The sequence below is a fragment of the Stenotrophomonas mexicanensis genome (genome assembly GCF_032911605.1).
Lineage (GTDB): Bacteria > Pseudomonadota > Gammaproteobacteria > Xanthomonadales > Xanthomonadaceae > Stenotrophomonas > Stenotrophomonas maltophilia_A.
The window spans coordinates 1-23,684 of sequence record NZ_JAWJTG010000008.1 but is presented as its reverse complement, the minus strand read 5'-3'; the positions used below and the strand labels follow the sequence as shown (position 1 = coordinate 23,684).

At 66.4% G+C, this 23,684-nt stretch carries 18 protein-coding genes; 9 read left to right on the top strand and 9 right to left on the bottom strand.

Annotated elements, in window-relative coordinates:
• Positions 1-62 precede the first annotated feature (62 nt).
• From R1L06_RS05640 to R1L06_RS05630, 3 genes are all read right to left on the bottom strand, one after another.
• Positions 63-779, bottom strand: coding sequence for an MgtC/SapB family protein (locus R1L06_RS05640; RefSeq protein ID WP_024957423.1), 717 nt, complete (start codon positions 777-779; stop codon positions 63-65).
• Between the two features lie 100 nt (positions 780-879).
• On the bottom strand, positions 880-2,652 hold the full coding sequence (locus R1L06_RS05635) for a chloride channel protein (protein WP_317217151.1): 1,773 nt from the start codon (positions 2,650-2,652) through the stop codon (positions 880-882).
• 62 nt (positions 2,653-2,714) lie between these two features.
• Complete coding sequence (locus tag R1L06_RS05630) at positions 2,715-4,796, bottom strand: TonB-dependent receptor family protein (protein WP_317217150.1); 2,082 nt, start codon at positions 4,794-4,796, stop codon at positions 2,715-2,717.
• 131 nt (positions 4,797-4,927) lie between these two features.
• Here R1L06_RS05630 and R1L06_RS05625 point away from each other — a divergent pair, with 131 nt between their 5' ends.
• Positions 4,928-5,848, top strand: a complete 921-nt coding sequence (locus R1L06_RS05625) for a M14 family metallopeptidase (RefSeq protein WP_317217149.1) — start codon at positions 4,928-4,930, stop codon at positions 5,846-5,848.
• A gap of 101 nt (positions 5,849-5,949) precedes the next feature.
• Here the strand turns inward: R1L06_RS05625 and R1L06_RS05620 are convergent, their stop codons facing one another.
• Entirely contained in the window at positions 5,950-6,801 is an 852-nt protein-coding gene (locus R1L06_RS05620) for a LysR family transcriptional regulator (protein ID WP_317217148.1), read from the bottom strand.
• A gap of 160 nt (positions 6,802-6,961) precedes the next feature.
• Here R1L06_RS05620 and R1L06_RS05615 point away from each other — a divergent pair, with 160 nt between their 5' ends.
• Entirely contained in the window at positions 6,962-7,315 is a 354-nt protein-coding gene (locus R1L06_RS05615) for an SMR family transporter (protein WP_005409979.1), read from the top strand.
• Positions 7,315-7,638 (top strand): DMT family transporter, encoded by a 324-nt coding sequence (locus R1L06_RS05610; RefSeq protein ID WP_032128064.1) that lies wholly within the window; start codon positions 7,315-7,317, stop codon positions 7,636-7,638. Before R1L06_RS05615 ends, R1L06_RS05610 begins: the two co-directional genes overlap by 1 nt.
• Before the next feature lie 125 nt (positions 7,639-7,763).
• Here R1L06_RS05610 and R1L06_RS05605 read toward each other — a convergent pair whose 3' ends face one another.
• The 3 genes from R1L06_RS05605 to R1L06_RS05595 all read right to left on the bottom strand — a co-directional run bounded on the left by R1L06_RS05605 (position 7,764) and on the right by R1L06_RS05595 (position 12,247).
• Positions 7,764-10,712, bottom strand: a complete 2,949-nt coding sequence (locus R1L06_RS05605; RefSeq protein ID WP_317217147.1) for a TonB-dependent receptor — start codon at positions 10,710-10,712, stop codon at positions 7,764-7,766.
• Positions 10,713-10,781: 69 nt separating this feature from the next.
• A complete protein-coding gene (locus R1L06_RS05600) occupies positions 10,782-11,732 on the bottom strand; it encodes a FecR family protein (RefSeq protein ID WP_317217146.1) in 951 nt (316 codons plus the stop codon).
• Positions 11,729-12,247, bottom strand: coding sequence for a sigma-70 family RNA polymerase sigma factor (locus R1L06_RS05595; RefSeq protein WP_197613774.1), 519 nt, complete (start codon positions 12,245-12,247; stop codon positions 11,729-11,731). The genes R1L06_RS05600 and R1L06_RS05595 overlap by 4 nt, the downstream gene beginning before the upstream one ends.
• A 146-nt stretch (positions 12,248-12,393) precedes the next feature.
• Between R1L06_RS05595 and R1L06_RS05590 the strand changes: the two genes are divergently transcribed.
• Complete coding sequence (locus R1L06_RS05590; protein WP_317217145.1) at positions 12,394-12,774, top strand: VOC family protein; 381 nt, start codon at positions 12,394-12,396, stop codon at positions 12,772-12,774.
• 195 nt (positions 12,775-12,969) lie between these two features.
• The gene (gene betT, locus R1L06_RS05585; protein ID WP_006372779.1) at positions 12,970-14,949 is read left to right on the top strand and encodes a choline BCCT transporter BetT; all 1,980 of its coding nucleotides are present in this window, start codon (positions 12,970-12,972) and stop codon (positions 14,947-14,949) included.
• Positions 14,950-15,025: 76 nt separating this feature from the next.
• Here betT and R1L06_RS05580 read toward each other — a convergent pair whose 3' ends face one another.
• Both R1L06_RS05580 and R1L06_RS05575 read right to left on the bottom strand, forming a co-directional pair.
• Positions 15,026-17,707: a TonB-dependent receptor gene (locus tag R1L06_RS05580; RefSeq protein ID WP_317217144.1), complete on the bottom strand. Its 2,682-nt coding sequence runs from the start codon at positions 17,705-17,707 to the stop codon at positions 15,026-15,028.
• Positions 17,708-17,898: 191 nt separating this feature from the next.
• Complete coding sequence (locus tag R1L06_RS05575) at positions 17,899-18,876, bottom strand: zinc-binding dehydrogenase (RefSeq protein ID WP_317217143.1); 978 nt, start codon at positions 18,874-18,876, stop codon at positions 17,899-17,901.
• A 433-nt stretch (positions 18,877-19,309) separates the two neighbouring features.
• Between R1L06_RS05575 and R1L06_RS05570 the strand changes: the two genes are divergently transcribed.
• The 4 genes from R1L06_RS05570 (at position 19,310) to R1L06_RS05555 (ending at position 23,607) form a co-directional block, all read left to right on the top strand.
• A complete protein-coding gene (locus R1L06_RS05570) occupies positions 19,310-21,673 on the top strand; it encodes a ribonucleoside-diphosphate reductase subunit alpha (RefSeq protein WP_111687396.1) in 2,364 nt (787 codons plus the stop codon).
• A gap of 102 nt (positions 21,674-21,775) precedes the next feature.
• Positions 21,776-22,816, top strand: coding sequence for a ribonucleotide-diphosphate reductase subunit beta (locus R1L06_RS05565; RefSeq protein ID WP_024957408.1), 1,041 nt, complete (start codon positions 21,776-21,778; stop codon positions 22,814-22,816).
• A 13-nt stretch (positions 22,817-22,829) separates the two neighbouring features.
• A complete protein-coding gene (locus R1L06_RS05560) occupies positions 22,830-23,309 on the top strand; it encodes a flavodoxin (protein ID WP_317217195.1) in 480 nt (159 codons plus the stop codon).
• Positions 23,281-23,607, top strand: a complete 327-nt coding sequence (locus R1L06_RS05555; RefSeq protein WP_005409967.1) for a thioredoxin family protein — start codon at positions 23,281-23,283, stop codon at positions 23,605-23,607. The genes R1L06_RS05560 and R1L06_RS05555 overlap by 29 nt, the downstream gene beginning before the upstream one ends.
• Positions 23,608-23,684: the final 77 nt, after the last annotated feature.

The window sequence follows — 23,684 nt, the reverse complement described above, 5'->3', positions numbered from 1 at the left end:
CCACGCATGGCGTGGATCTACTGCACCACGACCTCGGTAGATCCACGCCACGCGTGGATGAATCAATCGCGGGTACTGACTTCCCAGGTGGCGTGCAGCACGCCCGGCACATGCTCCATCCGCGCCAGCACCACGTCCAGCTCATCGGCACTCACGGCGGTACTGACCAGCACCGCGATCACATCGGTGGGCGCGTCGGCATGCTCGACCACCTGCACATCACCGACCGGATACTGCGCCGCTTCCAGCGCATCGACCAGGCGTTCGCGTACACGTGGCACCGCTTCGGCATCCACACTCAGGCGCACCTCGTAGGTGGCCTCGGTGGCCGTCTCGTTGATCGGGATGCGGTTGATCGCATTCACCAGCGGCCGCAGCAGGGTGTTGCCGGCGATGATCAAGACCGTCAGCAGCACGCCTTCGGCCAACATGTCCGCGCCGGTGCAGCTACCGACCGCCGCCGAGCACCACAACGTGGCGGCGGTGTTCAGCCCGCGCACGTTCATGCCTTCCTTCATGATCACGCCGGCACCGAGGAAGCCGACGCCGGAGACCACGTAGGAGATCACCCGCACCGCCTCGGCGCTGCCGGCGATGCGCATGCCCAGGTCGACGAAGGCAGCGGCGCCGACGGCGACCAGTACGTTGGTGCGCAGGCCGGCGGTGCGTTGCCGGTACTGGCGCTCGGCGCCGATCAGCGTGCCCAGCACGAAGGCGGCCAGCAGGCTGACCACGGTGTCGGCGAAGGGACCGGCCTGGAAGGTTTCAATGAAACGCATGGCCGGAGTCTACCGCGCCGACGTGACAGTAGATCCACGCCATGCGTGGATTTCGAGGGGGCCAGAAACGACTTAATCCCCTCCGTCCCATTTTTTGGGGTCAGTCGGTGTCCTCGACCCGCTCGCCCATCAGTTCGCGCTGGCGCTTGTCCAGTTCCTCGGCGTAGCGCTTGCGTACGAAGGCTTCGGAGACCACGCCCAGCACCTGGCCGTCGGCAGCGACCACGGCCAGTTCGTCGGCCTGGGTGTGGTCGAAGCGCTGCATCACGGTGACCACGTCCGCGCTTGGCAGCAGTGACACGTCGCGGTTTTCCGCCAGTTCGCCGATCGTGGTTTCGGGCTTCACGCCGTCGCCGTACACGCGCGGAATCTGCACGATCCCGGCGTAATGGCCTTCGCTGTCGATCAGGATCACGCGGCTGCCCGAGCCCAGCGGGAAGCGCTGGCGGAAGGCGGCGGCATCGAGGTCGGCCGGGGCGGTGGCCACGCCCTTGCGCATCAACCGGCCGGCGTTGAGGTTCTGCACCCAGCCCACGTCGCGGGCGCTCTTGATGGTCTCGCCGCGCAGGTGCATGCGCCAGGTCGAGAACGAATAGCCGAACCACTGCCGCACGAGCGTGCTGGAGACCAGCACCGCGCTCATCACCACGCTGGTCAGCAGGAAGTCGTGGGTGCCTTCCAGCACCAGCATGGCCATGGTCATCGGTGCGCCCACCACCGCAGCGGCCAGTGCGGCCATGCCGGCCAGCGCGGCGGAGGTGGCGTCGATCACCGGCACGCCGGTGGCCATGGCGAGCAGGCCGGCGAACAGGGCACCGACCAGGGTGCCCATGAACAACGAGGCGAAGAACAGGCCACCGCGGAAGCCGAAGCCCAGCGAGATGCCCGAGGCCAGGCACTTCAGGGTCAGCAGGCCGCCGATCCAGATCAGCGGCAGATGCGTGGTCAGGTCCAGGTGCAGCGCGCCATGGCCGGACGACAGCACCTGTGGGCTGGCCAGTGCCAGCGGAATCAGCAGCAGGCCGCCCACCACCGGCCGGCCCCACAGTGGCAACGGGCTGCGCTTGACCGTGCCTTCGATGGAGGCGATCAACCGCATCACCGCGATGCCGACCATCGCGCAGCAGCACCCCAGCAGACCGTAGATGGCGTAGTCGGCGGCGCGGACATCAATCGTCGAGGCCGCCGGCAGCAGGTAGGCCTCGATGCCGGCCTGGTCGGCCACGAACGCGCCGGCCAGTGCGGCGACCGCGACCGGGGCGAGTGCGGCCGGGGTATAGGCGCCGATGACGATCTCGAAGGCGTAGAACGCACCGGCCAAGGGTGCACCGAAGGCGGCGGCGATGGCACCGGCGGCACCGGCGCCGACCAGGATGCGCACATCGTTGCGACGCAGGCGCATCACCCGTCCCAGCTGCGAGCCGCTGCCGGCGCCCATCTGCGTATAGGAAGCCTCCAGCCCGACCGAGGCGCCACAGCCGTTGGACAGCAGGGTCTGGGTCAGCACGATCAGGTTGTCGCGCATCGACATGCGGCCGCCATGCAGGGCGTTGGCTTCCACCGCATCCAGCAGGGGCCGCTTGAGCCGGGTGGCAGCCAGGCTGACCAGCCCGACCAGCAGGCCACCGAGCGGCAGCACCAGCAGCGCGGTCCAGGTCAGCGAGGGCAGGGAGCTCAGGCGCATGCCTTCGTCCAGTCCGTACAGGGTGCCCTGCAGCGAGCGTGCGATGCCGGACTGCAGCAGGGTCAGGTAGCCGGCGATCAGGCCGACCAGCAGGGCAAGCGCAATGAACCACAGGTCACTGCCGCGCAGGCGCAGGCGCAGGCCCTGGAAGGCCGCATGCAGGCGCGATGGCGAAACAGGCAGTGACATGGTGGCGGCATGATACGCCGCCACCGTGATCGCCGCCGTCACTGCATCGGGCGGTTACCGGCTCAGAAGCGGTAGCGGCCCTGCAGGTAGAAGGTGCGTGGCGCGGCCACCATGCGGCCGGCGTTGCCATCGACGTTGCGGGTGTACCAGCGCTTGTCGGCCAGGTTGTTGACGCCCAGCGCGATCTCGCTGTCACCCAGTCCCGGCACCTGCCAGGCCACCTGCGCGTTCCACAGGCGCACGCCCGGCACGCGGCCCACGCGCGCATCGGCGCTCTCGGCCCAGGTGTTGGCCGCATCGGAGAACTGGCCGCTCTGGTGGGTGCTGGAGACATTGAAGGTCCAGCCGGCCAGTGCATAGCGTGCGCCGACGCTGTCGGTGTCGCGCGAGTAGAACGGCACGTCCAGGCCACGGTTGTCACCGGACTGCTGGATCGCCTTGGTCCAGGTGTAGTTGGCGTACAGCTCCAGCCCGGCCAGCGCACTGCCCTCGGCGAAGTGGTACTCCAGCGCGCTTTCCACGCCCTTGTGGTCGGTGGCGCCGATGTTCTGGAAGGTCGGCGGGGTGATGCCCGGCACCTGCAGGATCTGGTTGTCGAAGCGCATCTTGAACACGGTCACTTCCGCGCGCAGTGCACCGCCCTGCCAGCGCGCACCGAGTTCGGTGGTCTTGGCGATTTCCGGATTCAGCGGGTTGCTGGCGGTCTGTGAGTTCAGCTGGATGTTCTGCACCGGCCCGAACGAGGTGGTGTAGTTGCCGAACACGGTCAGCTGCGGGGTCAGCAGATAGGCGACGTTGAGCGAGGGCAGGGCCTTGTCGTTGCGGCTGCTGAAGGTCGCCGCACCCCCGGCCTGGCGGCGGTCCATGTCGATCCACTCCATGCGCACGCCCGGGGTGATCCGCCACTGGCCGATCGCGATGCGGTCGTCAATGTAGAAGGCATGTGCGTCGGTGGCGTTGTCGAAGCGGTTGGTTGCGCTGGCCACACCGGTACGGCGGGTGACGGTGTAGCTGCGGTCGTTGCCGCGCTCGCGCAGGAAGCGGTAGCCGGCGGTGATGTCGTGCACACTGGCGCCCCAGTGCAGGCGCTGGGTGTAGCGCGGCTCGATGCCGAGCACACGGTAGTCGCGCGGCTGCACGGTCAGCTGGGTATTGGCGGCGTTGATCAGTGAGCTGGCACGGCTGCTTTCGTTGTAATAGGCCAGTACCTCGAACTCGCTGTTGGCCGAGAGCGTATTGGTGTAGCCCAGGTCGATGCCGGTGCGGTGGCCTTTCCAGAAATCGGTGGGGCGGGTGTTCTGGAACGGGTCGGCCTCGTACTGCGCGCGGGTCAGGCCGCCCGGGGTCAGCGAGCGCACATCGTAGTAGGAGAGCTTGGCGCGCAGTTCCTGCTGTTCGTCGATGGCGTACGCGAACTTCAGCGCGAGGTCGTTGAAACGGTCATCGCTGCCCTGGCGCCAGCCGCGGCCATCTTGGCCGGAATACAGCAGGGCCGCGCCCAGGCCGTTGTCGCCGGTGCCGCCGAGGAAGGCGTTGTACTGGGTGCTGTCACCGCCGCCATGGTCGTAGGCGGTGTAGCGCACGCCCGCTTCGCCGTGCAGGCCGGCCCCGGTGGGAATGGCACGGGTGCTGAAGTTGATGATGCCGCCCACGTTCTGCGGGCCGTAGCGCACCGCGCCGCCGCCGCGCACCACGTCGATCGATTCGATGTTGGACAGGCTGGTCGGCGCGAACGACAGCTGCGGCTGGCCATACGGCGCCACCGCCAGCGGTACACCATCCAGCAGTACAGTCGAGCGCGGCGAGTAGCGCCCAGTCAGGCCACGCACGCCGATGTTCAGCGAGACCGAACTGCCGGCGGTGCCGGAGTTGTCGGTGACCTGCACGCCGGGGATGCGGCGCATGGCATCGCCGATGCTGGCCGCGCCGCTGGCCTCGATGCGCTGGCGGTCAACCACGGTGCGCGCGCCGGCAAAGCGCTTGACGCTGTCATGCAGGCCGGTGCCCAGCCAGCTGCCGGAGACCTGGATGCTGTCCAGCGTGGTGGCACCGTCCTGGGCGAAGGTGTTGGCAGCCGGAAGCAGGCACAGGGCGAGGGCTGCGGCCAGCGGCAGGCGGGCCGTTTGCGGGGCGTGGATGGGCATCGATGCAGGTCGTGGAAGGGCGTAAATGAGAATTATTGCTGATTCCATTCGCCAATGGAATGCGCCTCCGGTTCATGCTGATGGGCCGGTGGTAAAGTGGGTGATTGCTTCCTGACTCGCTGAGATCTGCCATGTCCCAAGCCGCTTTCTACCCCGTCGGAACCCCTGGCAAGCCGTGGGGAGCGGCGGAACGGGAGGCGTGGCGTGGCCGCCAGCAGCGCCTGCGTCGCTATGACGAGGAAGTGCTGCCGCGCATCGAGGCACTGGCTTCGCGCTTCGACAAGGTGGCCTATGGCCAGCTCGACTACGCCGGCGAGACCTACACACTGTTCGCCCTGCGCAGCCGCGACTGGAACCCGGCGCTGCCGGCCGCGCTGGTCACCGGTGGCGTGCATGGCTACGAGACCAGCGGCGTGATGGGCGCGCTGGAGTTCCTCGAAAAGCACGCTGCCGACTATGCCGGCAAGGCAAACCTGTTGGTGGCGCCGTGCGTGAATCCGTGGGGCTTCGAGCGCATCAACCGCTGGAACTTCGATGCGATCGACCCGAACCGCAACTTCCGCGCCGATGGCCCGGCCCGCGAGTCGACCGCGTTGATCGAACTGGTCGCACCGATCAAGGACCAGTTCGTACTGCACATCGACCTGCACGAAACCACCGACAGCGACGAGAGCGAGTTCCGCCCGGCGCTGGCGGCGCGTGATGGCAAGCCGTTCGAGCCAGGCCTGATTCCCGATGGCTTCTATCTGGTGGACGACAGCGAGGCCCCGCAGGCGGCGTTCCAGCAGGCGGTGATCGCCGCAGTGGAAAAGGTTACCCACATTGCGCCGGCCGACGAGAAGGGCGAGATCATCGGTTCGCCGGTGGCGGCGCATGGCGTGATCGAGTACCCGCTGGTGAAGCTGGGCCTGTGCGCCGGCATTACCGGGGCGAAGTACACCACCACCACCGAGGTCTACCCAGACAGCCCGCGGGCGACCCCGCAGCAGTGCAATGACGCGCAGGTGGCAGCCGTGTGCTCGGCGCTGGATTACGCGCTCGCCCATCGTTGATCGGTAGTGCCGGCCGCTGGCCGGCAACTGAAAAAGGGGACGGAGGGGATTAAGTCGTTTGTGCCACAAACGACTTAATCCCCTCCGTCCCCTTTTTTGGTTTACCCCAGCGCCTCGGCCCACCAGAGTGCGGCTGGGCCTGGCGGCGTGTCGCGGCGCCACAGCAGGTCGCTGTGGATGCGCCGCGGCCAGCCGGGCAGCAGCAGTTCCACCATCCGCCCGCGGTCGTAGCGCTGTACCAGTGCGCGCGGCAGTTCGGCCCAGCCGAGGCCGTCCTCGGCCATTTCCATCACCATCAGGTAGTCGGTGGCGGTCCAGGCCAGGCCGGTGACCACGCGGGATTGATCGACTTCCGCGCTCAAGCGCACCTGTCTATGCCGCGCCAGCTGTGCGGCGGCGCGACGGCCAGCGCTGGCCAGCGGATGCTCGCGCGCCACATACACCGACAGTTCGCTGTGGTGCGCCAGCGGACGTGCCACCAGTCCGTCCGGATAGTGCTCCTGCCGTGGCAGCAGACCCAGCGCGGCGCGTCCGTTGCTCACCAGTTCCAGCACGTCCTCGCCCTCGGCATCCAGCCATTCCAGCTCGATCTCCGGGAATGCCTCGGCGAAGCGTTGCAGCACCCGTTGTTCCGGGTCCAGTTGGTAGACGTCGGAGAATGCCACGGTCAAGCGCGGCTCGACCGGTGCGGCCAGGCGCACGCTCAACTGCTGCAGGCGGGCATCGGCAGCCAGGATTTCCTGCGCGTGCCCAAGTACCTGGCGCCCGGCCTCGGTCAGCTGCGGGTAGCGCCCGCTGCGGTCGAACAGGCTCACGCCCAGGTCGGCTTCCAGGTGGGCGATGGCGGTGCTGACCGTCGATTGGGTCTTGCGCAGGCGTCGCGCCGCCGCCGAGAACGAGCCCAGCGCCGCGGCTTCCACGAAGGCCTGCAGGGATTCAGGGGAGTAGGGCATTGATCCATCGCTCCTGTCGATGGAATCCATTTTGATACCACCGTAAAAGGCGATGATACTTGCTTCCGTCGCCCCCGTCTGCGGGGCGTTCCGGACCCTCCACGCTCGGCGTGGATCCATTGATGAGGCGGCGTGGTCCCCGCCCTGCAAGGAGCTTCACATGTCCCGTACTGTTCCCGCCCGTGGCGCGCTGGTCGCCTGGGCCTGCCTGACCGTGGCGATCGTCGCCGAAGTGGTCGGCACCTCGTTCATGGCCCATGCCGCTCGCGATGGTGGCTGGACCGGCTATCTGGTCATGGCCGGCGCGCTGGCGCTGTCCTACTTCTTCCTGGCGCAGTCGGTGCGCCGCATCGCCGTGGGCGTGGCCTATGCGGTATGGGAAGGCCTCGGCCTGACCCTGCTCACTGTGGTCGGCCTCACCGTCTTCGGTGAAAGCCTGTCGCTGCAGCAGCTGGCCGGCCTGGTGCTGGCAGTGGTCGGCATCGTCTGCGTCACCCTCGGGGAGGCGCACTGATGAATACCCTGGCCCTGTTTTTCGTGATCTGTTCGGCCTTGATCGACGTCGCCGCCAACATGATGGTGGCCAAGTCGGAAGGTTTCCGCCGCTGGCGCTGGGGCGTCGCTGCGATCGTCATGGTCTGGATCGCCTTCGCCCTGCTCGGCCAAGCGGTGCGCTACATGGACCTGGCTACCGCCTATGCGATGTGGGGTGCGATCGGCGTGATCGGTACCGCCACCTGCGGCCGCCTGTTGTTCGGCAACCGCCTGCGTCCGATCGGCTGGGTCGGAATTGCGCTGGTCACTATTGCAGTGCTGCTGCTGAGTACCGCGAAGTGATGCATCGTTGCGCCAACCAAGGTTGGCGCCTACCAGAACCACGGTTGGCCCCTTCCAGAGCGTGAGCGGCCGCAAGCAAGCGCCCCGGGGATGATCTCCCCGGGGCGTTGCTGTTTCTGAAGCACTCAGAAGCGTGCGGTGAAGTTCAGCCGCGTGGTGCGCCCCGGGCCCGGCATCAGGCTCATCGCCAGCGTGTCCATGTAGTAGGTGTTGCGCAGGTTGCTGACCACCAGCTCCACTTCGCTGCGCGGCGTGAACTGCCAGCGCGCATAGAAGTCATAAATCGCGGTCGGCAGGTAGATGTTCTGCAGGCCGGTCGAGCCGGTGGTGTTCCAGGGCTTGTCCAGTTCGTGGGTGGGGCCGCTGTTGTAGGTGCGGCGGATGCCGGTATCCAGCCGCTTGTCGAACAGGCGGAAGCCCAGCGTGCTGTGAATCGAGTACTTCGGTGGGTTCTGCGCGTTGACGAACGAGGTGCCGAAGCCGCCGTCCACGCATTCCGGAGTGGTGTCCAGCTTGCTCCACTTCGCATAGGGGTCTTCGCGCAGGCGCTTGGCGGTGGCCGCATCGCAGGTACGCGCGCGCTGGTAGTAGCTGGCCGACAGGTCCAGGTAGGCGATGCCGGCGTCATAACCGGATTGCAGCTCATAGCCGGACACGGTGTAATTGTCGACGTTGTCGACGTAGAACGCCCAGTTGCTGGAATCGAAGCGACGGGTGATCGCGTTGTCGATATCGTTCTTGAACCAGGCGACCTTGAACGCCAGGCGATCACCGTCACGCCAAAGGTCCTGCTTGAGCAGGCTGAAGCCGATGTCCCACGAGCGGTTCTTCTCCGGCTTGAGGTCGGCCACCGGTGCCGAGGTGCTGTTGCCCAGCGTCGACTCGAACAGGCTGGGCATCTTCCAGCCCTGCGCGTACTTCACGTAGAAGAACATGTCCTCGTCGAGGTTGAAGCGTGCTTCGGCATAGGGCGCGAAGCCGTGGCCGGAGCGCCGGATCGCCGGCTTGTAGCCCCAGGCAGTGGGAATCTGCTTGGTATAGAAGCCGTTGGCGCCGCGCGGATCGGGAATGAAGCCGTCGAAATCGTAGGCCTGGCCCAGCGTGCTGTCGCCATAGGGCGTAGCGCGCAGCGAGTCATAGGTGTAATTGCCCTGGGCATCCGGGTACCACTCCTTGTACCAGCCGGGCAGCAGCTGGCCGCCCTTGCTCAGGCGCGCGAAGGTGTAGCGCAGGTCGCGCGATTCACTGACGAAGGCCACGCGGTTGCGGTCGCGGGTGCGGTAGTCGGTGAAGCGGCCGCCCGCGGTCAGCGACAGCCAGTCCCACGGCTGCCACTGCAGTGATGCCACCACGCTGGCTTCGCGGCGCGTGCCCGAGCGCAGGTAGCGGTTGTTGTTGAAATCCACCGGCAGCACCGGTGAGTTGGGCGCCGTGTCCTCGTGCTGGAAGGACGCGCCATAGCGCAGCGTCCAGTCGCCCAGAGCATTGCTGAAGCGCGTGGTGTTGCTGCTGTCCACGCCCCAGCGCTGGGTCTTCACGTCCGACTGCAGTCCCGGGCCGTAGGTTTCGCCCAGCGTGTCCGGCATCTGGTCGTTGGGCACGTCCTTGAACAGCGGCGTGTTGGCGATGTTGCTATTGAACATGCGGCTGGTGGCGGTGGTAAACCACAGCGTGCTGCTCAGGTCCAGCCACGGATGTGCCTCGGGCCGGTAGCGGTGGCGCAGCGAGGTGGCGTTGACCCGCATTTTTCCCGGCTCGAACTGGAACATGGTGTTGGCCTTGTCCACGTAGGTCACCCATTCATTGGACTCACCCACGCGTCCGATCGCCGACGGCATGATCTCGCCGAAGCTGGAGTTGAAGTAGCGGTGGCTCAGCTCCAACCGCTGGTCCGGGTTGGGCGTCCAGGTGAATTTCAGCAATGCCGATTCGTTGTCGGTATGCGTGTTGAGCACTTCATCGCCCGGATGGAAGAGCTTGGATACGGCCTGGCTGGACATGCCGGTACCGCCGCTGGACAGGTGCTGGTTGTCGTAGCGATGCGCACCGTTGCTGCCGGCGAAGAAGTTGCCCTGGCGGCGCCGCGCATAGGCCGCGACCAGCTGCCAGTCTTCGCCACGCTGGGCGAAGGCCACGCTGCCATTCCAGTCGCGGGGGTCGCGCAGGCTGTTGCGGTTGTCGCTGCCGCGCGCGATCTGCTTGAAGGTGCGGGTGCGGTCGATGCTGTTGTCGGCCACGCCGCCGCGCATGCGCAGGCCCCAGGTCTGGCCATCATCGAGGATGTCATCGACGTTCAACGTTTCCATGTAGACCACGCCGCCGATCGCGCTGGCGGCGTTGGCGGCCAGGCTCGGTCCCTTTTCAATGCTGACCGCACTGATCAGATCGGGATCGAGATAGCTGCGCTGCTGCACGCCGGCATAGCCGCGGTACACGTCGATGGCCTGCTGGCCGCCGTCGATGATCACCGGCACCCGGTTCTGGCCCTGCAGGCCGCGGATGTTGACGTCCAGCGCACCGCCGTTGCGAACGTCAGCGGTGTGCACGCCCACCGCACCGGCCAGCACGTCGCCGATCGACTGGCCGCGGAAGCGTTCCAGTTGCTGATGGTCCAGGTGCACGCGGGAGCCGCTGTCACGGTAGACCGCATCGGCATCGGCGAGGCCCCACGGTGAAGCGCCTTCGCTGGCCTGGCCAGCCACGCGCAGGGTGCCGATCTGGCGTACCCCGGCTTCAGCGGTGGGTGCCGCCTGCAGCACCACACCGCTGGCATCACGCTGGAAGGCCAGGCCGGTGCCGGCCAGCAGCTGCGCCAATGCGGCGTCAGTACCGAGCGTGGCCTGCACGCCGCTGCTGTGGCGGCCGCGGGTCAGGCGCGCATCGGCAGCGATCGACAGGCCCGACTGCTGGCCGAACGCGGTCAGGGCCTGGTCGAGCGGGCCAGCCGGGATCTGCCAGCGAATGGCGACCGCAGTGTCCTGTGCATGGGCGGCGGCCGGCAGCAGGCACGGGAAGGCCATGGCCAGGCACAGCGCGATGGCCAGGGGGCGAGGGGAGGGGCAGGGCAGTTTCATGGGGGCGGCAACATCCGCAATGGGTTCCCTTGTAATGCCCGGTGAGCGCGCAGAAAGGGAACCGCGATTTCAAAGCGGACGCACGACGGTCCACCACGGCCAGCGCTGCTCGATGCGGATCGGCAGGGCGCGGGCCAGCAGATGCAGCGCTTGGGTGCTGTCCAGGCGGGGCAGTACTGCCGTGACCTTCAATGCGGCGAGCGCCGGATCACAACCCAGATAGCCCTGATGGTGGCGGGCCAGCTCATCGATGACGCGGACCAAAGGCGTGTTCTGTACCTGCAGGCGTCCGTCCTGCCAGTCACCGCGCAGAGGATCGGCAGCGACCGTTGTGAGCCCGCCCATCGGGCCGATCCGCACCGCGCCTCCGGCAGCCACATCCAGCGCCACACCGAACATCGGCAGGCAGCGCACCACGCCCTCGAACACATCCAGGCGGCTGCCCTGCGCCTCACGACCGACCGCGAAGCGGGTGCCGATCGGCTGCAGGCGTGCGCCCGGCACATGCACGGTCAACGGCTGGCCGGCGAACGCAGGGTGATGGCCGGTCTGCAGCAGCAGCTCGCCACGCAGCAGATGCAGGGCGCGGCGGCCGCTGCCGATGTCGATGTCGATGGTGACTTCGCTGTCGGCGTTGAGCCACAACTGGCTGCCATCAATCAGTCTCCAGTGCCCGGTGCGCCCGGCAACGGTGCGCTGCGTCTGCAGGCCGCGTTGCGCCTGCAGGCCATGCAGGCCCAGCAGTGAAACCGCGCCGATGCCAAGTGCACCACCGAGGCTGCGCAGAGCCTGCCGGCGACGACGGCCTGCGGCATCCAGCGCGGTGGCGGCGGCCGGCGCCGACAGGGGCGCAAAGGACTGCCAGACCGACTCGACTCGACGCCACGCATCGGCGTGGCCGGCATCAGCCTGCAGCCATGCGCGCCAGCGGTACTGCTCGTCATCAGTCCAGCCCTGCTCGCGCAGCGCGAACCACTCTGCCGCCTGCTCCAGTGCCGGGCTGGCCAATGCGGCATTCATGCCGTGGCATCGCCGGACAGGCGCAGGCAATGCAGCATCGCCTGCGCCATGTATTTCTTGACCATGCGCTCGGACACGCCCAGCTGTTGGCCGATTTCCGCATAGCCCAGGCCGGACAGCCGGGCCAGCAGGAACGCACGGCGTGGCCGCTCGGCCAGGCCGGCCAGCATGTCGGCGATGGCGTGCAGCAGTTGCAGTGCCTGCGTGCGTTCTTCCGCCGATGGATGCACCGGCTCCGGCTGCGCGGCCAAGGCCGTCAGATAGGCGCGCTCCAGGTCCGCGCGCTGCCAGTGGTTGACCAGCAGGGCGTGCGCGATAGTGCTTAGATAAGCACGTGGCAGGCGCAGTTCGGAGGGATCGACGCGTCGGCTGAGCAGGCGCACGAAGGTGTCCTGGGTCAGGTCGGCGGCGCAGTCGGCGTTGTGGGTGCGGCGGCGCAGCCAGCCCAGCAGCCAGCCATGGTGTTCGCGGTAGAACCCCGCCAGCGCGGTGCTGGAGGCGGCGGGCACGGCCATCGGCATCGATCATTAATGAGAATGATTCCCATTATAGTGTGATCGGGAGGTGTACGACAAACCCTGTGCAGGGGGACAACGGCCAGGGCGTTTGCGATGACCGCCGGGCTCGCCGACACTGCGGTCTTTCCGCAGGGAGTGCCCGCATGTTCAGCCACATCACCGTTGGAACCAACGACATGGACGTCGCGCATCGCTTCTACGATGCCCTGTTCACCGCATTGGGCGCCCGTCCCGGTGTCTTCGATGACAAGGGGCGCCTGGTGTATTTCAAGGACGGCCGCATGTTCATCGTCACCGCACCGATCGATGGTGAGCCGGCCTGCCATGCCAATGGCGGCACCATCGGCTTCACCCTGGACAGTGCCGATGCCGTGCGTGGCTGGCAGGACGCAGGCGTAAGCAACGGTGGCACCGCCATCGAAGACCCGGCCGGCATCCGCAACATGGCCGGGCGGCAGCTGTTTCTGGCCTACCTTCGCGATCCGGATGGCAACAAGCTGTGCGCGGTGCATGTGATGTCGTGATTGGACAGTACGCGCGTGGCCGCGATGCACGCGGTCCGCGCGCGGCTGCGCTCGCAGGCACGCTTCGGCGCGCGCGTGATAACACGGAATGGTGGACCGGGCCTGTGACCACAGGCTGCAACTTCATGCTCTGTCCACTGCGGTTCAGCCAGAATCGGTCGGCTAACCCTTTGATCTACCGGAGAACGCCGCCCCATGGAAGTACTGGAGCCGCAACAATCCCCGGTGCGCACCCTTCGACCTGTGTTCGCCTTCGCGGCGATTGTTGTCGTGGCGTTCGCGCTGTTTGTCAGCCTGTTCCCGCTCGGTGCGGGCCGCCTTCTGGTCAAGGCGCAGGACTGGGCCGCACTCAATGTCGGCTGGTACTACCTGCTGGCGATGACCCTCTACCTGGTGTTCGTGGTCGGCGTGGCGCTGTCCAAGTACGGTGGCATCAAGCTCGGTGCCGACCATGACGAGCCGGAGTTCAGCTATCTCTCCTGGGCCGGCATGCTGTTCGCCGCCGGCATCAGCATCACCCTGTTCTTCTTCTGTGTCTCCGAACCGCTGACCCATTACCTGCAGCCGCCGCAGGGCGATCCGGCGGCCGGTGAGGCCGGCGCGCGCCAGGCCATGCAGCTGCTGTTCCTGCACTGGGGCCTGCATGGCTGGGGCGTGTTCGCACTCGCGGCGATGGCGATGGCCTACTTCGCCTACCGCCACAACCTGCCGCTGGCCCTGCGTTCGGCGCTGTACCCGCTGATCGGCAAGCGCATCAATGGCCCGATCGGCTATACCGTGGACGCGTTGGGCATTGTCGCCACCGTGTTCGGCATCGGCGCCGACATGGGCTTCGGCGTGCTGCACCTCAACGCTGGCCTGTCGCACCTGTTCAACATCCCGCACTCCAACCTGGTGCAGATCATCCTGGTGGTCAGCATGATGGGCGCGGCGGTGGCCGTGGCCGTTTCAGGCGTGGAGAAGGGCGTGCGCTGGATGGCCAACATCAACATGCTGCTGGCGATCGCGCTGGTGCTGTTCATGCTGTGCGCCGGCCCCACCCAGTACCTGCTCAGCACGCTGATGCAGAACCTGGGCGACTACCTCGGCAGCGTGGTCGGCAAGAGTTTCGATGTGTACGCCTATGGCGGCCGACCGGAATGGCTGGGCGGCTGGACGGTGTTCTACTGGGCCTGGTGGATCGGCTGGGCGCCGTTCGTCGGCCTGTTCATCGCCCGCATCTCGCGTGGCCGCACCATCCGCGAATTCGTGTTCGGCGTGCTGCTGATCCCGCTCGGCTTCACCCTGGCGTGGCTGTCGATCTTCGGCAACAGTGCACTGGACCAGGTGCTGCACCATGGCCAGCAGCAACTGGCGCAACTGGCGGTAGATGATCCACCCACCGTGCTGTATGCCCTGCTGGATGGGTATCCGTGGAGCAAGGCAGTGATCGCGGTGACGGTGTTCGTCAGTTTCATTTTCTTCGTGACATCGGCTGACTCCGGCGCGGTGGTGCTGTCCACGTTGTCCTCGCATGGCGGGGCGCCGGAGGATGATGGTCCGCGTTGGCTGCGCGTGTTCTGGGGCACGGTAATCGCGGTGCTGACCGCCGGGTTGCTGCTGGCCGGCAGCATCGATGCGCTGAAATCGGCGGTGGTGCTGGCGTCGCTGCCGTTCTCGGCGGTGTTGTTGCTGATGATGTGGGGCCTGACCCGCGCCTTCAGTGACGAATCGCACCGCAAGCGCGCGCTGCAGTACCGTCCCTCGCCGCTGATCGGTGACGACCGCCACCACCAGGGCTGGCGCCAGCGCCTGAGCCAGGCCATGCACTTCCCGGTGCGCGACCAGGTCTACCGCTTCATGGACGACACCGTGAAGCCAGCGATGGAGGCGGTGGCCGAGCAGCTGCGCGGGCAGGGCTGGGATGTGGCCACGCGGTTCGAGGCCGGTGACATGGAGTTGACGGTGAATCACGGCGAGCAGCAGGACTTCCTGTACCGGGTGATCCTGAGTGGCTACCTGACGCCGTCGTTCGCCGCGCAGCAGCTGCGCAACCAGCGCTACTACCGCGCTGAAGTGCATCTGTACGAAGGCAGCCAGGACTACGACCTGGTGGGCTACAGCCGCAAGCAGATCATCAACGACATCATCAGCCAGTACGAACGGCACCTGCAGTTCCTGCACCTGAGCCGCTGATGCACGTTGATGGTAGTGCCGGCCCCTGGCCGGCAACGCGAACGGGGCGGCGCATCACCGCCGCCCCGATATCGCATCAGAACCGGTAGCGCGCCCCCAGCGAGACGAACTGCCCGCGCAGGTTGTACTGGCTGATGTCGAAACCATTGGAGCCGCCGGCCGGGTCGAACGGCGGGTCCTTGTCGGTCAGGTTCAGCACCGACAGCGACAGCGTGGTGTTGGGAATACCTTCGTAGGCGATGTAAAGATCCAGCTGGTGATACGGCTTGATGCGGTCACGCAGCCCCGGGTTGCTGGTGACCGTCGCCACACGCTGGTCGTAGCCGCTCACGTACTGCAGGCTCAGCGTGCTGCTCCAGTCGCCCACCGCCCAGTTCACCGAGGTGGTGCCGCGGGTGCGCGGCAGCGCGCCGTGGCGGTTGTTGCCAGCACCTTCATACGGGGCCTGGCCGGCCACCAGTGGCTGCTTGAAGCTGAGCAGGTGGGTCCAGCTGCCGGCCACGGTGAAGCTGCCCCAGCCATCGGTGCGGAAGGTGTGGTTGGCGTCCAGGTCCAGGCCCGAGGTGGTCAGCTCGCCCTGGTTGGCGTACTGGTTGGTTATGAACTGGATGCGCCCCTGTGCATCGCGCTGCACGCGCCCGGGGAACAGCGTCGGGTTGTCGACGATGAACTGCGCGCTGTCCGGCTTGACCAGGTTGTCCTGCTCGATGCGGTACCAGTCCAGGCCGATGCTGGTATCGCCATCCGGTGACCACACCGCACCCACGTTGAAGTTGCGCGAGCGTTCGGCCTTCAGGTCCGGGTTGCCGGTGCGGATGTTGGTCACGCCACGGCTGCCGCCGGGCTGCAGCGGATCCAGTGGATCGATCACCGAGCCGTAGCTGACGGTCTGGCCCGGCGCGATTTCCGGCAGCGACGGCGCACGGAAGCCACGCGAGAACGAGCCGCGCAGCAGCAGGCTGTCCAGCGGCTGCCAGCGCAGCGCCACCTTCGGCGAGAACGCCTTGCCGAAATCATCGTAACGGTCGCCGCGACCGGCCAGCTGCAGTTCCAGCGTGCGGTGCAGTGGCACGCTCAGCTCGGCGTAGGCAGCGCTGACCTGCCGTTCGCCGTTGACCACGTTGATCGCCGGGCGCAGCTCGGTGCCCGACAGCACCTGTGCACTGGTACGTGCGTCCAGTGATTCCTTGCGGAACTCGGCACCCCAGGCGAAGCCGACCGCACCGGCCGGCAGCTCCCACAGCGAGGTCGAGGCCTTCACATTCAACGAGTGCAGCTTGTACCAGCCCGGGCGCTTGGTCTGCAGGCGCAGTGCATCCAGCGCCCCTGGCGTGCTGGACGGGTTGAGGAAGTTGTAGCTGCCATCGCGCAGGATCTGCTCGAACGCGTAGCGGTTGACGAAGTTGTCGACGTACTCGCGCTGTGCACTCTGCGAGGTCAGCGCCGCCACTTCCCAGTCCCAGCGCTCGCCGCTGCCGCGTACGCCGGCCAGGGCGCGGTAGAACACCTGGGTGTTGTCCTTCAGGCGCGGGCCGAGATCGAAGAAGGTGTACTCGAACGGCAGCGGCGTGCTGCCGGGGTTGTTCGGGTGACCGACCGGCAGCACCGCCGGCACATCGATCAGGGTGCCGGTGGCCGGGTTGTAGGCACGCAGGCCCGGCCCGACGGTCAGCGGCGCGCTGAAGATCTGGTCGGCCTTGTTGTGGCTGTACAGCACATCGGCGAAGGCCTCGACGCTGTCATTGAAGCGGTAGGTCGCACTCAGCGACGCCTGCAGGCGCTCGGCGCCGGGCTGCAGGGTCTTGAACGGCTGCGCATTGAAGGCGCAGGCCTGGCCGGGCAGGGTGCTGCCGAAGTCGCTGTACGGGCGCAGCTGGCTGCCGTCGGGGCAGTTGCCGAACGGCTGCGGCGCACGCGGGTTGCTCAGCCAGTTGCCACCGGCAGTGGACCACCCGGGCAGGCGACCACCGGGCTTGTCGCGGAAATCGCCGCTGCGGGTATAGGCGCGGTCATCGCCATCAAGCCGGTCGCGCTTGAGCAGGTCCAGCCCGAACAGCACGTTCCAGCCCTGCTGTTCCAGATCACCGAAGCCGGCCAGCAGGTTGGCCTTGCGTTCGTCGAGGCCGCCCTGGGTGGCGGTACCGAAGCCGCCGCCGACTTCCACGCCCTGGAAGTTCCTGCGCAGGATGATGTTGATGACGCCAGCGATGGCGTCGGAGCCGTACACCGCCGAGGCGCCATCCTTCAGCACTTCGATGCGCTCGACCGCACTGATCGGCAGTGCGTTGAGGTCGACGAAGGTGTCCTGGGTATTGAGTGCGAAGCCGAAGTTGGACACCCGATAGCCGTTGACCAGCACCAGCGTGTTCTTCGGCGACAGGCCGCGCAGGCCGATCGAGGCCGAGCCGGCGGCGAAGCTGCCGGTGTACTGTTCGTCGAAACTGTTGCCGGCATTGGCCGACAGGTTGCGCAGCACGTCGGTGAGGGTGGAGCGGCCGGTCTGCTCGATCTGTTCGCGGCTGACGATCTGCACCGGGTTGGGCCCGGCGGTATCGCTGCGTTTGATGTTGGAGCCGGTCACCAGCACAGTGCCGAGGGTGGTGCTGTCCTTGCCGGTGTCGGCGGTTTCAGCGGCGCCGGCAGCGCTGGCGGAGAGGCCCAGCGCGATCGCGCCGGCAAGCAGGTTCAGGGTGGTGCGGTACATGGAAGCGACAACGCCGAACGGGGGAGGAGCCGTCAGTACCGCACGCAGGTACATGCGCCTTCCAATGACGAAAGCGCATTCAGTTATACATCACAGGTTCTTAACGAAGTGGCTGCTTCTTGCTCTCGGTGGGTGCGGACCGTTGGTCCGCACGCTCCTGTAGAGCCGAGCCTACGCTCGGCTCCGCACACTGACAGGAAAGCAGCCGAGCATGGCTCGGCTCTACAGAAGGCAGTGCCAGCCCATCACGGCCGCAGCAGCACCTTGCCATTGCGGCCCGAACCCGCACCGGCCTTTGCTGCCTGGGCGATGTCGTCCAGTGCGAAGATCTGCTCCACCGGCAGGGTCAGTTCGCCGCTCGCCGCGCGCTTCAGCAGTTCGCCAACCAGCCGGCGCTTGTCCTCCACCGCCATCGCCTGGCTGACCTTGCTGCCCCAGAAACCCTTCACCGTGGCTTCCTTGTAGATCAGGCCGCCGGCGGGAATGCGCATGGGTTCGCCGCTCATCACACCGAACGACACCAGGGTGCCGTGGTGGCCAAGCAGGTCGACCAGATCGCCGCTGGCGTCGCCGCCGATGGAATCCACCGCGGCCGCGGCCTGCGCTTCGCCGGTCGCCTCACGCACGCGATCCTTCCAGCCGTCCACCGAGGTGTCGAACACATGATCGATGCCCAGCACTTTCAACTGTGCGACCGCATCGGCATTGCGCACCAGGTTGGCCACATGCACGCCACGCGCCCGCGCCAGCATCGCCAGCGATTTGCCCACCGCGCCGTTGGCGGTGTTCTGCACGACCCACTGGCCTGCTTCGACGTGCAGGAATTCCAGCAGCATCAGCGCGCTCAGCGGCATGGCGATCAGCTGCGCGGCCATTTCGTCCGGGATCGCCTCCGGCATCGGAATGACCATGCGAGCCGGTGCGATGAAGGCCTCAGCCCAGGTGCCGTGCACCGAGGCGGCGGCCACCCGCTGGCCGATCTGCAGGCCGTCGACGCCATCGCCGAGTGCATCGACCACGCCCAGTGCTTCACTGCCCCCGATCGCCGGCAGCGTTGGCTTGTAGCCATACAGGCCGCGCACGGTCAGCAGGTCGTGGTTGTGGATCGAGGCCAGCACGGTGCGGATGCGCACCTCGCCGGGGCCGGGCTCGGGCAAGGCGGCATCGGCAATGGCAAGGACGTCGGCCGGGTCGCCGAAGGAGGGGTACTGGGCAGCGCGCATGGGCGGTGTTCCGGGGAAAGTTGATGTTGTACCGAACTGGGGACGCAGGCGTTGTCGACAAGGCGCCGCATGTGCAACACGGCATCCTGCGACTGATCGTCGCGACATGTGCTGATTACCGCATCTTGTGTTGACGGGTTGGAATATCCCCACTATGTTGTGTCCGTCACTCCCGGTCAGCCGCCGCCGCCGGACATGCAGCAAACGTCCCGCGGCCCGCCCCTGAAGGCTTGCCGTGTCGACGCGGCCGCCATCGAGCGGACCCAGATCGCCCCCACGGCCCGGATACCGGCCGCAGGCGCAGGCTGTTGCCGACGATCTGGTGTTCCCGCGCTTTGGCATCCCACCCCGACCGCCCCGTGCGCCGGTATCGCGTGCAGGGCCGCCATGGCATCGACCGCCAACGCGCGTGCGAGCCTGGAGTTTCACCACCATGACCGACAGTACCTTCCGCGTGGCCGATCTGGCCGGCGCTGGCGACGCCTTGCGCGCCGGTGGCGAGCGCGTGCCGACCTGGATCACCAAGGAGGCCGGCAATCGTCGCCTGCCGTTCGAGGCCGAGCGCCTGCAGCGCAGCATCGACGCCGTGCATGCCGAGTTCCCGCAGCTGGACGTGAGCGACTACCGCCGTGTAGTGCAGTCGATGGTCGAACGCAAACCGAGCATCAGCGCCGATGATCTGGTCGATCTGCTGATCCGCGAGGCCGAATCGCGCGTGGACCTGGTCGCGCCGGAGTGGGAACAGTTTGCCGCACGCATCTACCTGCGCCGCCTGTACAAGCGCGCCAGCCGCAACCGCTTCTACGACGTTGGACTGAAGTACGGTTCCTACGTGGGCCTGCAGGAAAGCCTGGCCGACCGCGGCATCTACAGCAACGACATCCTGCGCTGCTATTCCAAGGAAGAGCTGCAGCAGGCCGGCGAAATGATCGACCCGGAACGCGATCGCCTGTTCGCCTACAACGGCCTGTACCTGCTGGCCACGCGCTACCTGGCCAGCGACCGCAGCCGTGAGGTCTATGAACTGCCGCAGGAGCGCTGGCTGACCATCGCGCTGTACCTGATGCAGGAGGAAAAGCCGCGCGAGCGGCGCATGCAGCTGGTCGGTGAGGCGTACTGGGCGCTGTCGAACCTGTACATGACGGTGGCCACACCGACCCTGGCCAATGCCGGCAAGGTGGGCGGGCAGTTGTCGAGCTGCTTCATCGACACGGTGGACGACAGCCTGCAGGGCATCTATGACTCCAATACCGATATCGCGCGCGTGTCCAAGCACGGCGGTGGTGTGGGTGCCTATCTGGGCTATGTGCGCAGCAGCGGCGCGCCAATCCGTGGCGTGGCCAATTCCTCCGGTGGCGTGGTGCCGTGGATCAAGCAGCTCAACAACACTGCGGTGTCGGTTGATCAGCTCGGCCAGCGCAAGGGCGCGGTGGCGGTGTACCTGGACATCTGGCACCGCGATATCGAAGCCTTCATGGACCTGCGCCTCAACAACGGCGACCAGCGCCTGCGCGCGCACGATGTGTTCACTTCGGTCTGCGTGCCGGACCTGTTCATGGAAGCGGTCGAACGCCGCGCCGACTGGTACCTGTTCGATCCGCACGAGGTGAAGCAGGCCAAAGGCTGGTACCTGCAGGACTTCTACGACGAGAAGCGTGGTTCTGGCAGCTTCCGTGACCGCTACGCCGAGCTGGTGGCCGATGAGCGCATCAGCCGCCGCACGGTGAAGGCCATCGATCTGTTCAAGCGGATCATGCTCAGCCAGCTGGAGACCGGCAACCCGTTCCTGTTCTACCGCGACGAGGTCAACCGCAGGAACCCGAACAAGCACGCGGGCATGATCTATTCCAGCAACCTGTGCACCGAGATCCTGCAGAACATGAGCCCGACGCGGATGATCCAGGAGATCGTCAGCGGCGACCAGATCGTGACTACGCGCCGCGCCGGTGACTTCGTGGTCTGCAACCTGTCCTCGATCAACCTCGGTCGGGCGATCAGTGCGCCGGATGACCTGTTGGCCACCGATGTGCTGGAGCGCCTGATCCCGATCCAGGTGCGCATGCTCGACAACGTGATCGATCTCAATGCGCTGCCGGTGCCGCAGGCCACCATCACCAACCGCAAATACCGCGCCATCGGCCTGGGCACCTTCGGCTGGCACCACCTGCTGGCGCAGCAGGCGATCCAGTGGGAATCACCGGATGCCGAACAGCTGGCCGACCGCCTCTACGAGCGCATCAACTTCCTGACCATCCAGGCCAGCGCGCAGCTGGCGAAGGAGAAGGGCAGCTACCCGATGTTCGCCGGCAGCGACTGGCACAACGGACGCTACTTCCGTGACCGCGACTACAGCGGCGCCGCGTGGGACAGCCTGGCCCGCGAGGTGGCCACGCACGGCCTGCGCAACGGTTGGCTGCTGGCGGTGGCGCCGAACATGAGCACGGCGCAGATTGCCGGTTCCACCGCCTCCATCGACCCGATCTACAGCGCGTTCTACTACGAGGAAAAGAAAGACTTCCGGCGTCCGGTGGCCGCTCCGGGCCTGTCGCTGGAGACCTGGCCGTACTACGAGAAGGGTGCCTACAAGGTCGACCAGTTCGCCAGCGTGCGCCAGAACGCGCGCCGCCAGCGCCACGTCGACCAGTCGATCAGCTTCAACCTGTACGTGCCCAGCACCATCCGCGCCAGCACCCTGCTGGAGCTGCACCTGAGTGCCTGGCGCGAGGGCCTGAAGACCACCTACTACGTGCGCTCCAACGACATCGACATCAGCGAATGCGAGTGGTGCTCCAGCTGATCAATGATGGTAGTGCCGGCCGCTGGCCGGCAACCGCGCGATCTTCGGTAGTGCCGGCCGCTGGCCGGCAACACGATAGAAAGAGAACGAAGGCAAAAACCCATGGCAACCCCCCTCGACCGCATCAAGATCCTCGAACCGCGCCATCCCAACCGCAGCACCGGCATCATCAACGGCCGCACCAGCGGCATCCTCAACTGGAACGACATTCCGTACCCGTCGTTCTATCGGGCCTACAAGGAGCTGTCGACCAACTTCTGGATTCCCGATGAGGTCGACATGAAGCTCGATGCCCGCCAGTACGGCGAGCTCAACGCACGCGAAAAGAACGCCTACGACTCGATCATCGGCCTGCTCGCCACGCTCGACTCACCGCAGACCCGCTTCATCTACAACGTGGCCGAGTACATTACCGACCCAGCGGCGCATGCCAATGCGGCGATCATCGGCCAGCAGGAAGTGATCCACAACGAGAGCTACAGCTACGTGCTGGCCTCGATCACCGACCTGCCGAACCAGAACCGCATTTTCGAGATCGCCCGCACCCACCCGACCATCATCAAGCGCAACGCACCGATCATGGGTGCATACGACGACTTCATGCGCGAGAAGACCGCCGAGACCCTGCTGAAGTCGTTGATCCAGTCCTCGATCCTGGAAGGCATCAACTTCTATTCCGGTTTCGCCTACTTCTACAACATGGTGCGGCAGAACCGCATGAACGGCACCGGCAAGATCATCAGCTTCATCAACCGCGACGAGCTGGCGCATACCAAGTTCATCAGCGAGTTGATCCGCGCCATCATCGGCGAGAACCCGGAGCTGCAGACCAACGAGCTGACCGCCTACGTGCACCAATCGTTCGAGCACGCCATCGAGCTGGAGACGCAATGGTCGTCGGAGGTGCTGGACGGTATCGATGGCATCGACGTGGACGAGATGGTGCGCTACGTGAAGTACCGCGCCAACAAGATGGCCGGCATGCTCGGCATCGAACGCCTGTACAGCGACACCACCGACAACGTGATGCCGTGGATCAAGGCCTACGCCGACAACTTCACTGAAACCAAGACCGACTTCTTCGAGATGCGCAATGCAAGTTACAAGAAGACCAACGTCGACAACGGCTTCGACGATCTCTGAGCCCGGCGCCGTGCTGAGCATCCTGGTGGTGGTCGCCTCCTTGAGCGGCAACACCCGAGAGCTCGGCCGGCAGATCGCCGAGCGCTGCCGCGCTGCAGGTCACGCCGTGCACTGGCACGAGGCCGACGACCTGCGGCAGGAGCCGCCGCTGGCCGCCGGCGAGGCCGATCTGGTCCTGCTGGGCTGCTGGACCGACAACGCCGGCCGCACGCCGGCGGAGATGAAGGCGTGGGTGGCCGGCATTGCCGAGCGCGGCGAGCGGCCACGGCAGCTGGCGGTGTTCGGTACCGGCGAAACGCAGTGGGGGCAGGAGTACTACTGCGGCGCCGTGCACCGGCTGATCCGCTACTTCCACAGCGACTACCCGCCGCTGGAGATCGAACAGATGCCGCATGGCGTTCGCCATGCCGCGGCCATCGAGGCCTGGACCGATGCGGTCCTCGCCCATTACTGGAGCAACACCGATGCAGATCATCGACGCCACCACGCCTGAGCAGTTCCAGCAGCTGCTGGCCGAACACCCGCGGGTGCTGGTGGACTTCCACAAGGACCAGTGCCCGGGGTGCCGGATGCTGGAGATGTCGCTGCACCGCGTGGCCAACAGCGTGGCGGGGCAGGGCACCACGTTGCTGCGCGTGCAGTTGGAGGTGCTGGGCGAGGCCTTCTTCAGGGAACTGGGGTTGCGGCAGACGCCGACGCTCTCGCTGTTCCGTGACGGTGATGAACGCACCCGTCTGGCCGGGTTCCAGTCGCCGCAGCAGATCGAGGCCGCGATCGCGTTGCATCTGTAGCGCGCGATCCGGGCTTCTGTAGAGTCGAGCCATGCTCGACTGCTCTTCGCGGGGTGCGCGATGAGTCGAGCATGGCT

Coding starts and splice junctions, on each gene's coding strand:
- R1L06_RS05640 (WP_024957423.1), bottom strand. CDS start 779: ATGCGTTTCATTGAAACCTTCCAGGCCGGTCCCTTCGCCGACACCGTG.
- R1L06_RS05635 (WP_317217151.1), bottom strand. CDS start 2,652: ATGTCACTGCCTGTTTCGCCATCGCGCCTGCATGCGGCCTTCCAGGGC.
- R1L06_RS05630 (WP_317217150.1), bottom strand. CDS start 4,796: ATGCCCATCCACGCCCCGCAAACGGCCCGCCTGCCGCTGGCCGCAGCC.
- R1L06_RS05625 (WP_317217149.1), top strand. CDS start 4,928: ATGTCCCAAGCCGCTTTCTACCCCGTCGGAACCCCTGGCAAGCCGTGG.
- R1L06_RS05620 (WP_317217148.1), bottom strand. CDS start 6,801: ATGCCCTACTCCCCTGAATCCCTGCAGGCCTTCGTGGAAGCCGCGGCG.
- R1L06_RS05615 (WP_005409979.1), top strand. CDS start 6,962: ATGTCCCGTACTGTTCCCGCCCGTGGCGCGCTGGTCGCCTGGGCCTGC.
- R1L06_RS05610 (WP_032128064.1), top strand. CDS start 7,315: ATGAATACCCTGGCCCTGTTTTTCGTGATCTGTTCGGCCTTGATCGAC.
- R1L06_RS05605 (WP_317217147.1), bottom strand. CDS start 10,712: ATGAAACTGCCCTGCCCCTCCCCTCGCCCCCTGGCCATCGCGCTGTGC.
- R1L06_RS05600 (WP_317217146.1), bottom strand. CDS start 11,732: ATGAATGCCGCATTGGCCAGCCCGGCACTGGAGCAGGCGGCAGAGTGG.
- R1L06_RS05595 (WP_197613774.1), bottom strand. CDS start 12,247: ATGGCCGTGCCCGCCGCCTCCAGCACCGCGCTGGCGGGGTTCTACCGC.
- R1L06_RS05590 (WP_317217145.1), top strand. CDS start 12,394: ATGTTCAGCCACATCACCGTTGGAACCAACGACATGGACGTCGCGCAT.
- betT (WP_006372779.1), top strand. CDS start 12,970: ATGGAAGTACTGGAGCCGCAACAATCCCCGGTGCGCACCCTTCGACCT.
- R1L06_RS05580 (WP_317217144.1), bottom strand. CDS start 17,707: ATGTACCTGCGTGCGGTACTGACGGCTCCTCCCCCGTTCGGCGTTGTC.
- R1L06_RS05575 (WP_317217143.1), bottom strand. CDS start 18,876: ATGCGCGCTGCCCAGTACCCCTCCTTCGGCGACCCGGCCGACGTCCTT.
- R1L06_RS05570 (WP_111687396.1), top strand. CDS start 19,310: ATGACCGACAGTACCTTCCGCGTGGCCGATCTGGCCGGCGCTGGCGAC.
- R1L06_RS05565 (WP_024957408.1), top strand. CDS start 21,776: ATGGCAACCCCCCTCGACCGCATCAAGATCCTCGAACCGCGCCATCCC.
- R1L06_RS05555 (WP_005409967.1), top strand. CDS start 23,281: ATGCAGATCATCGACGCCACCACGCCTGAGCAGTTCCAGCAGCTGCTG.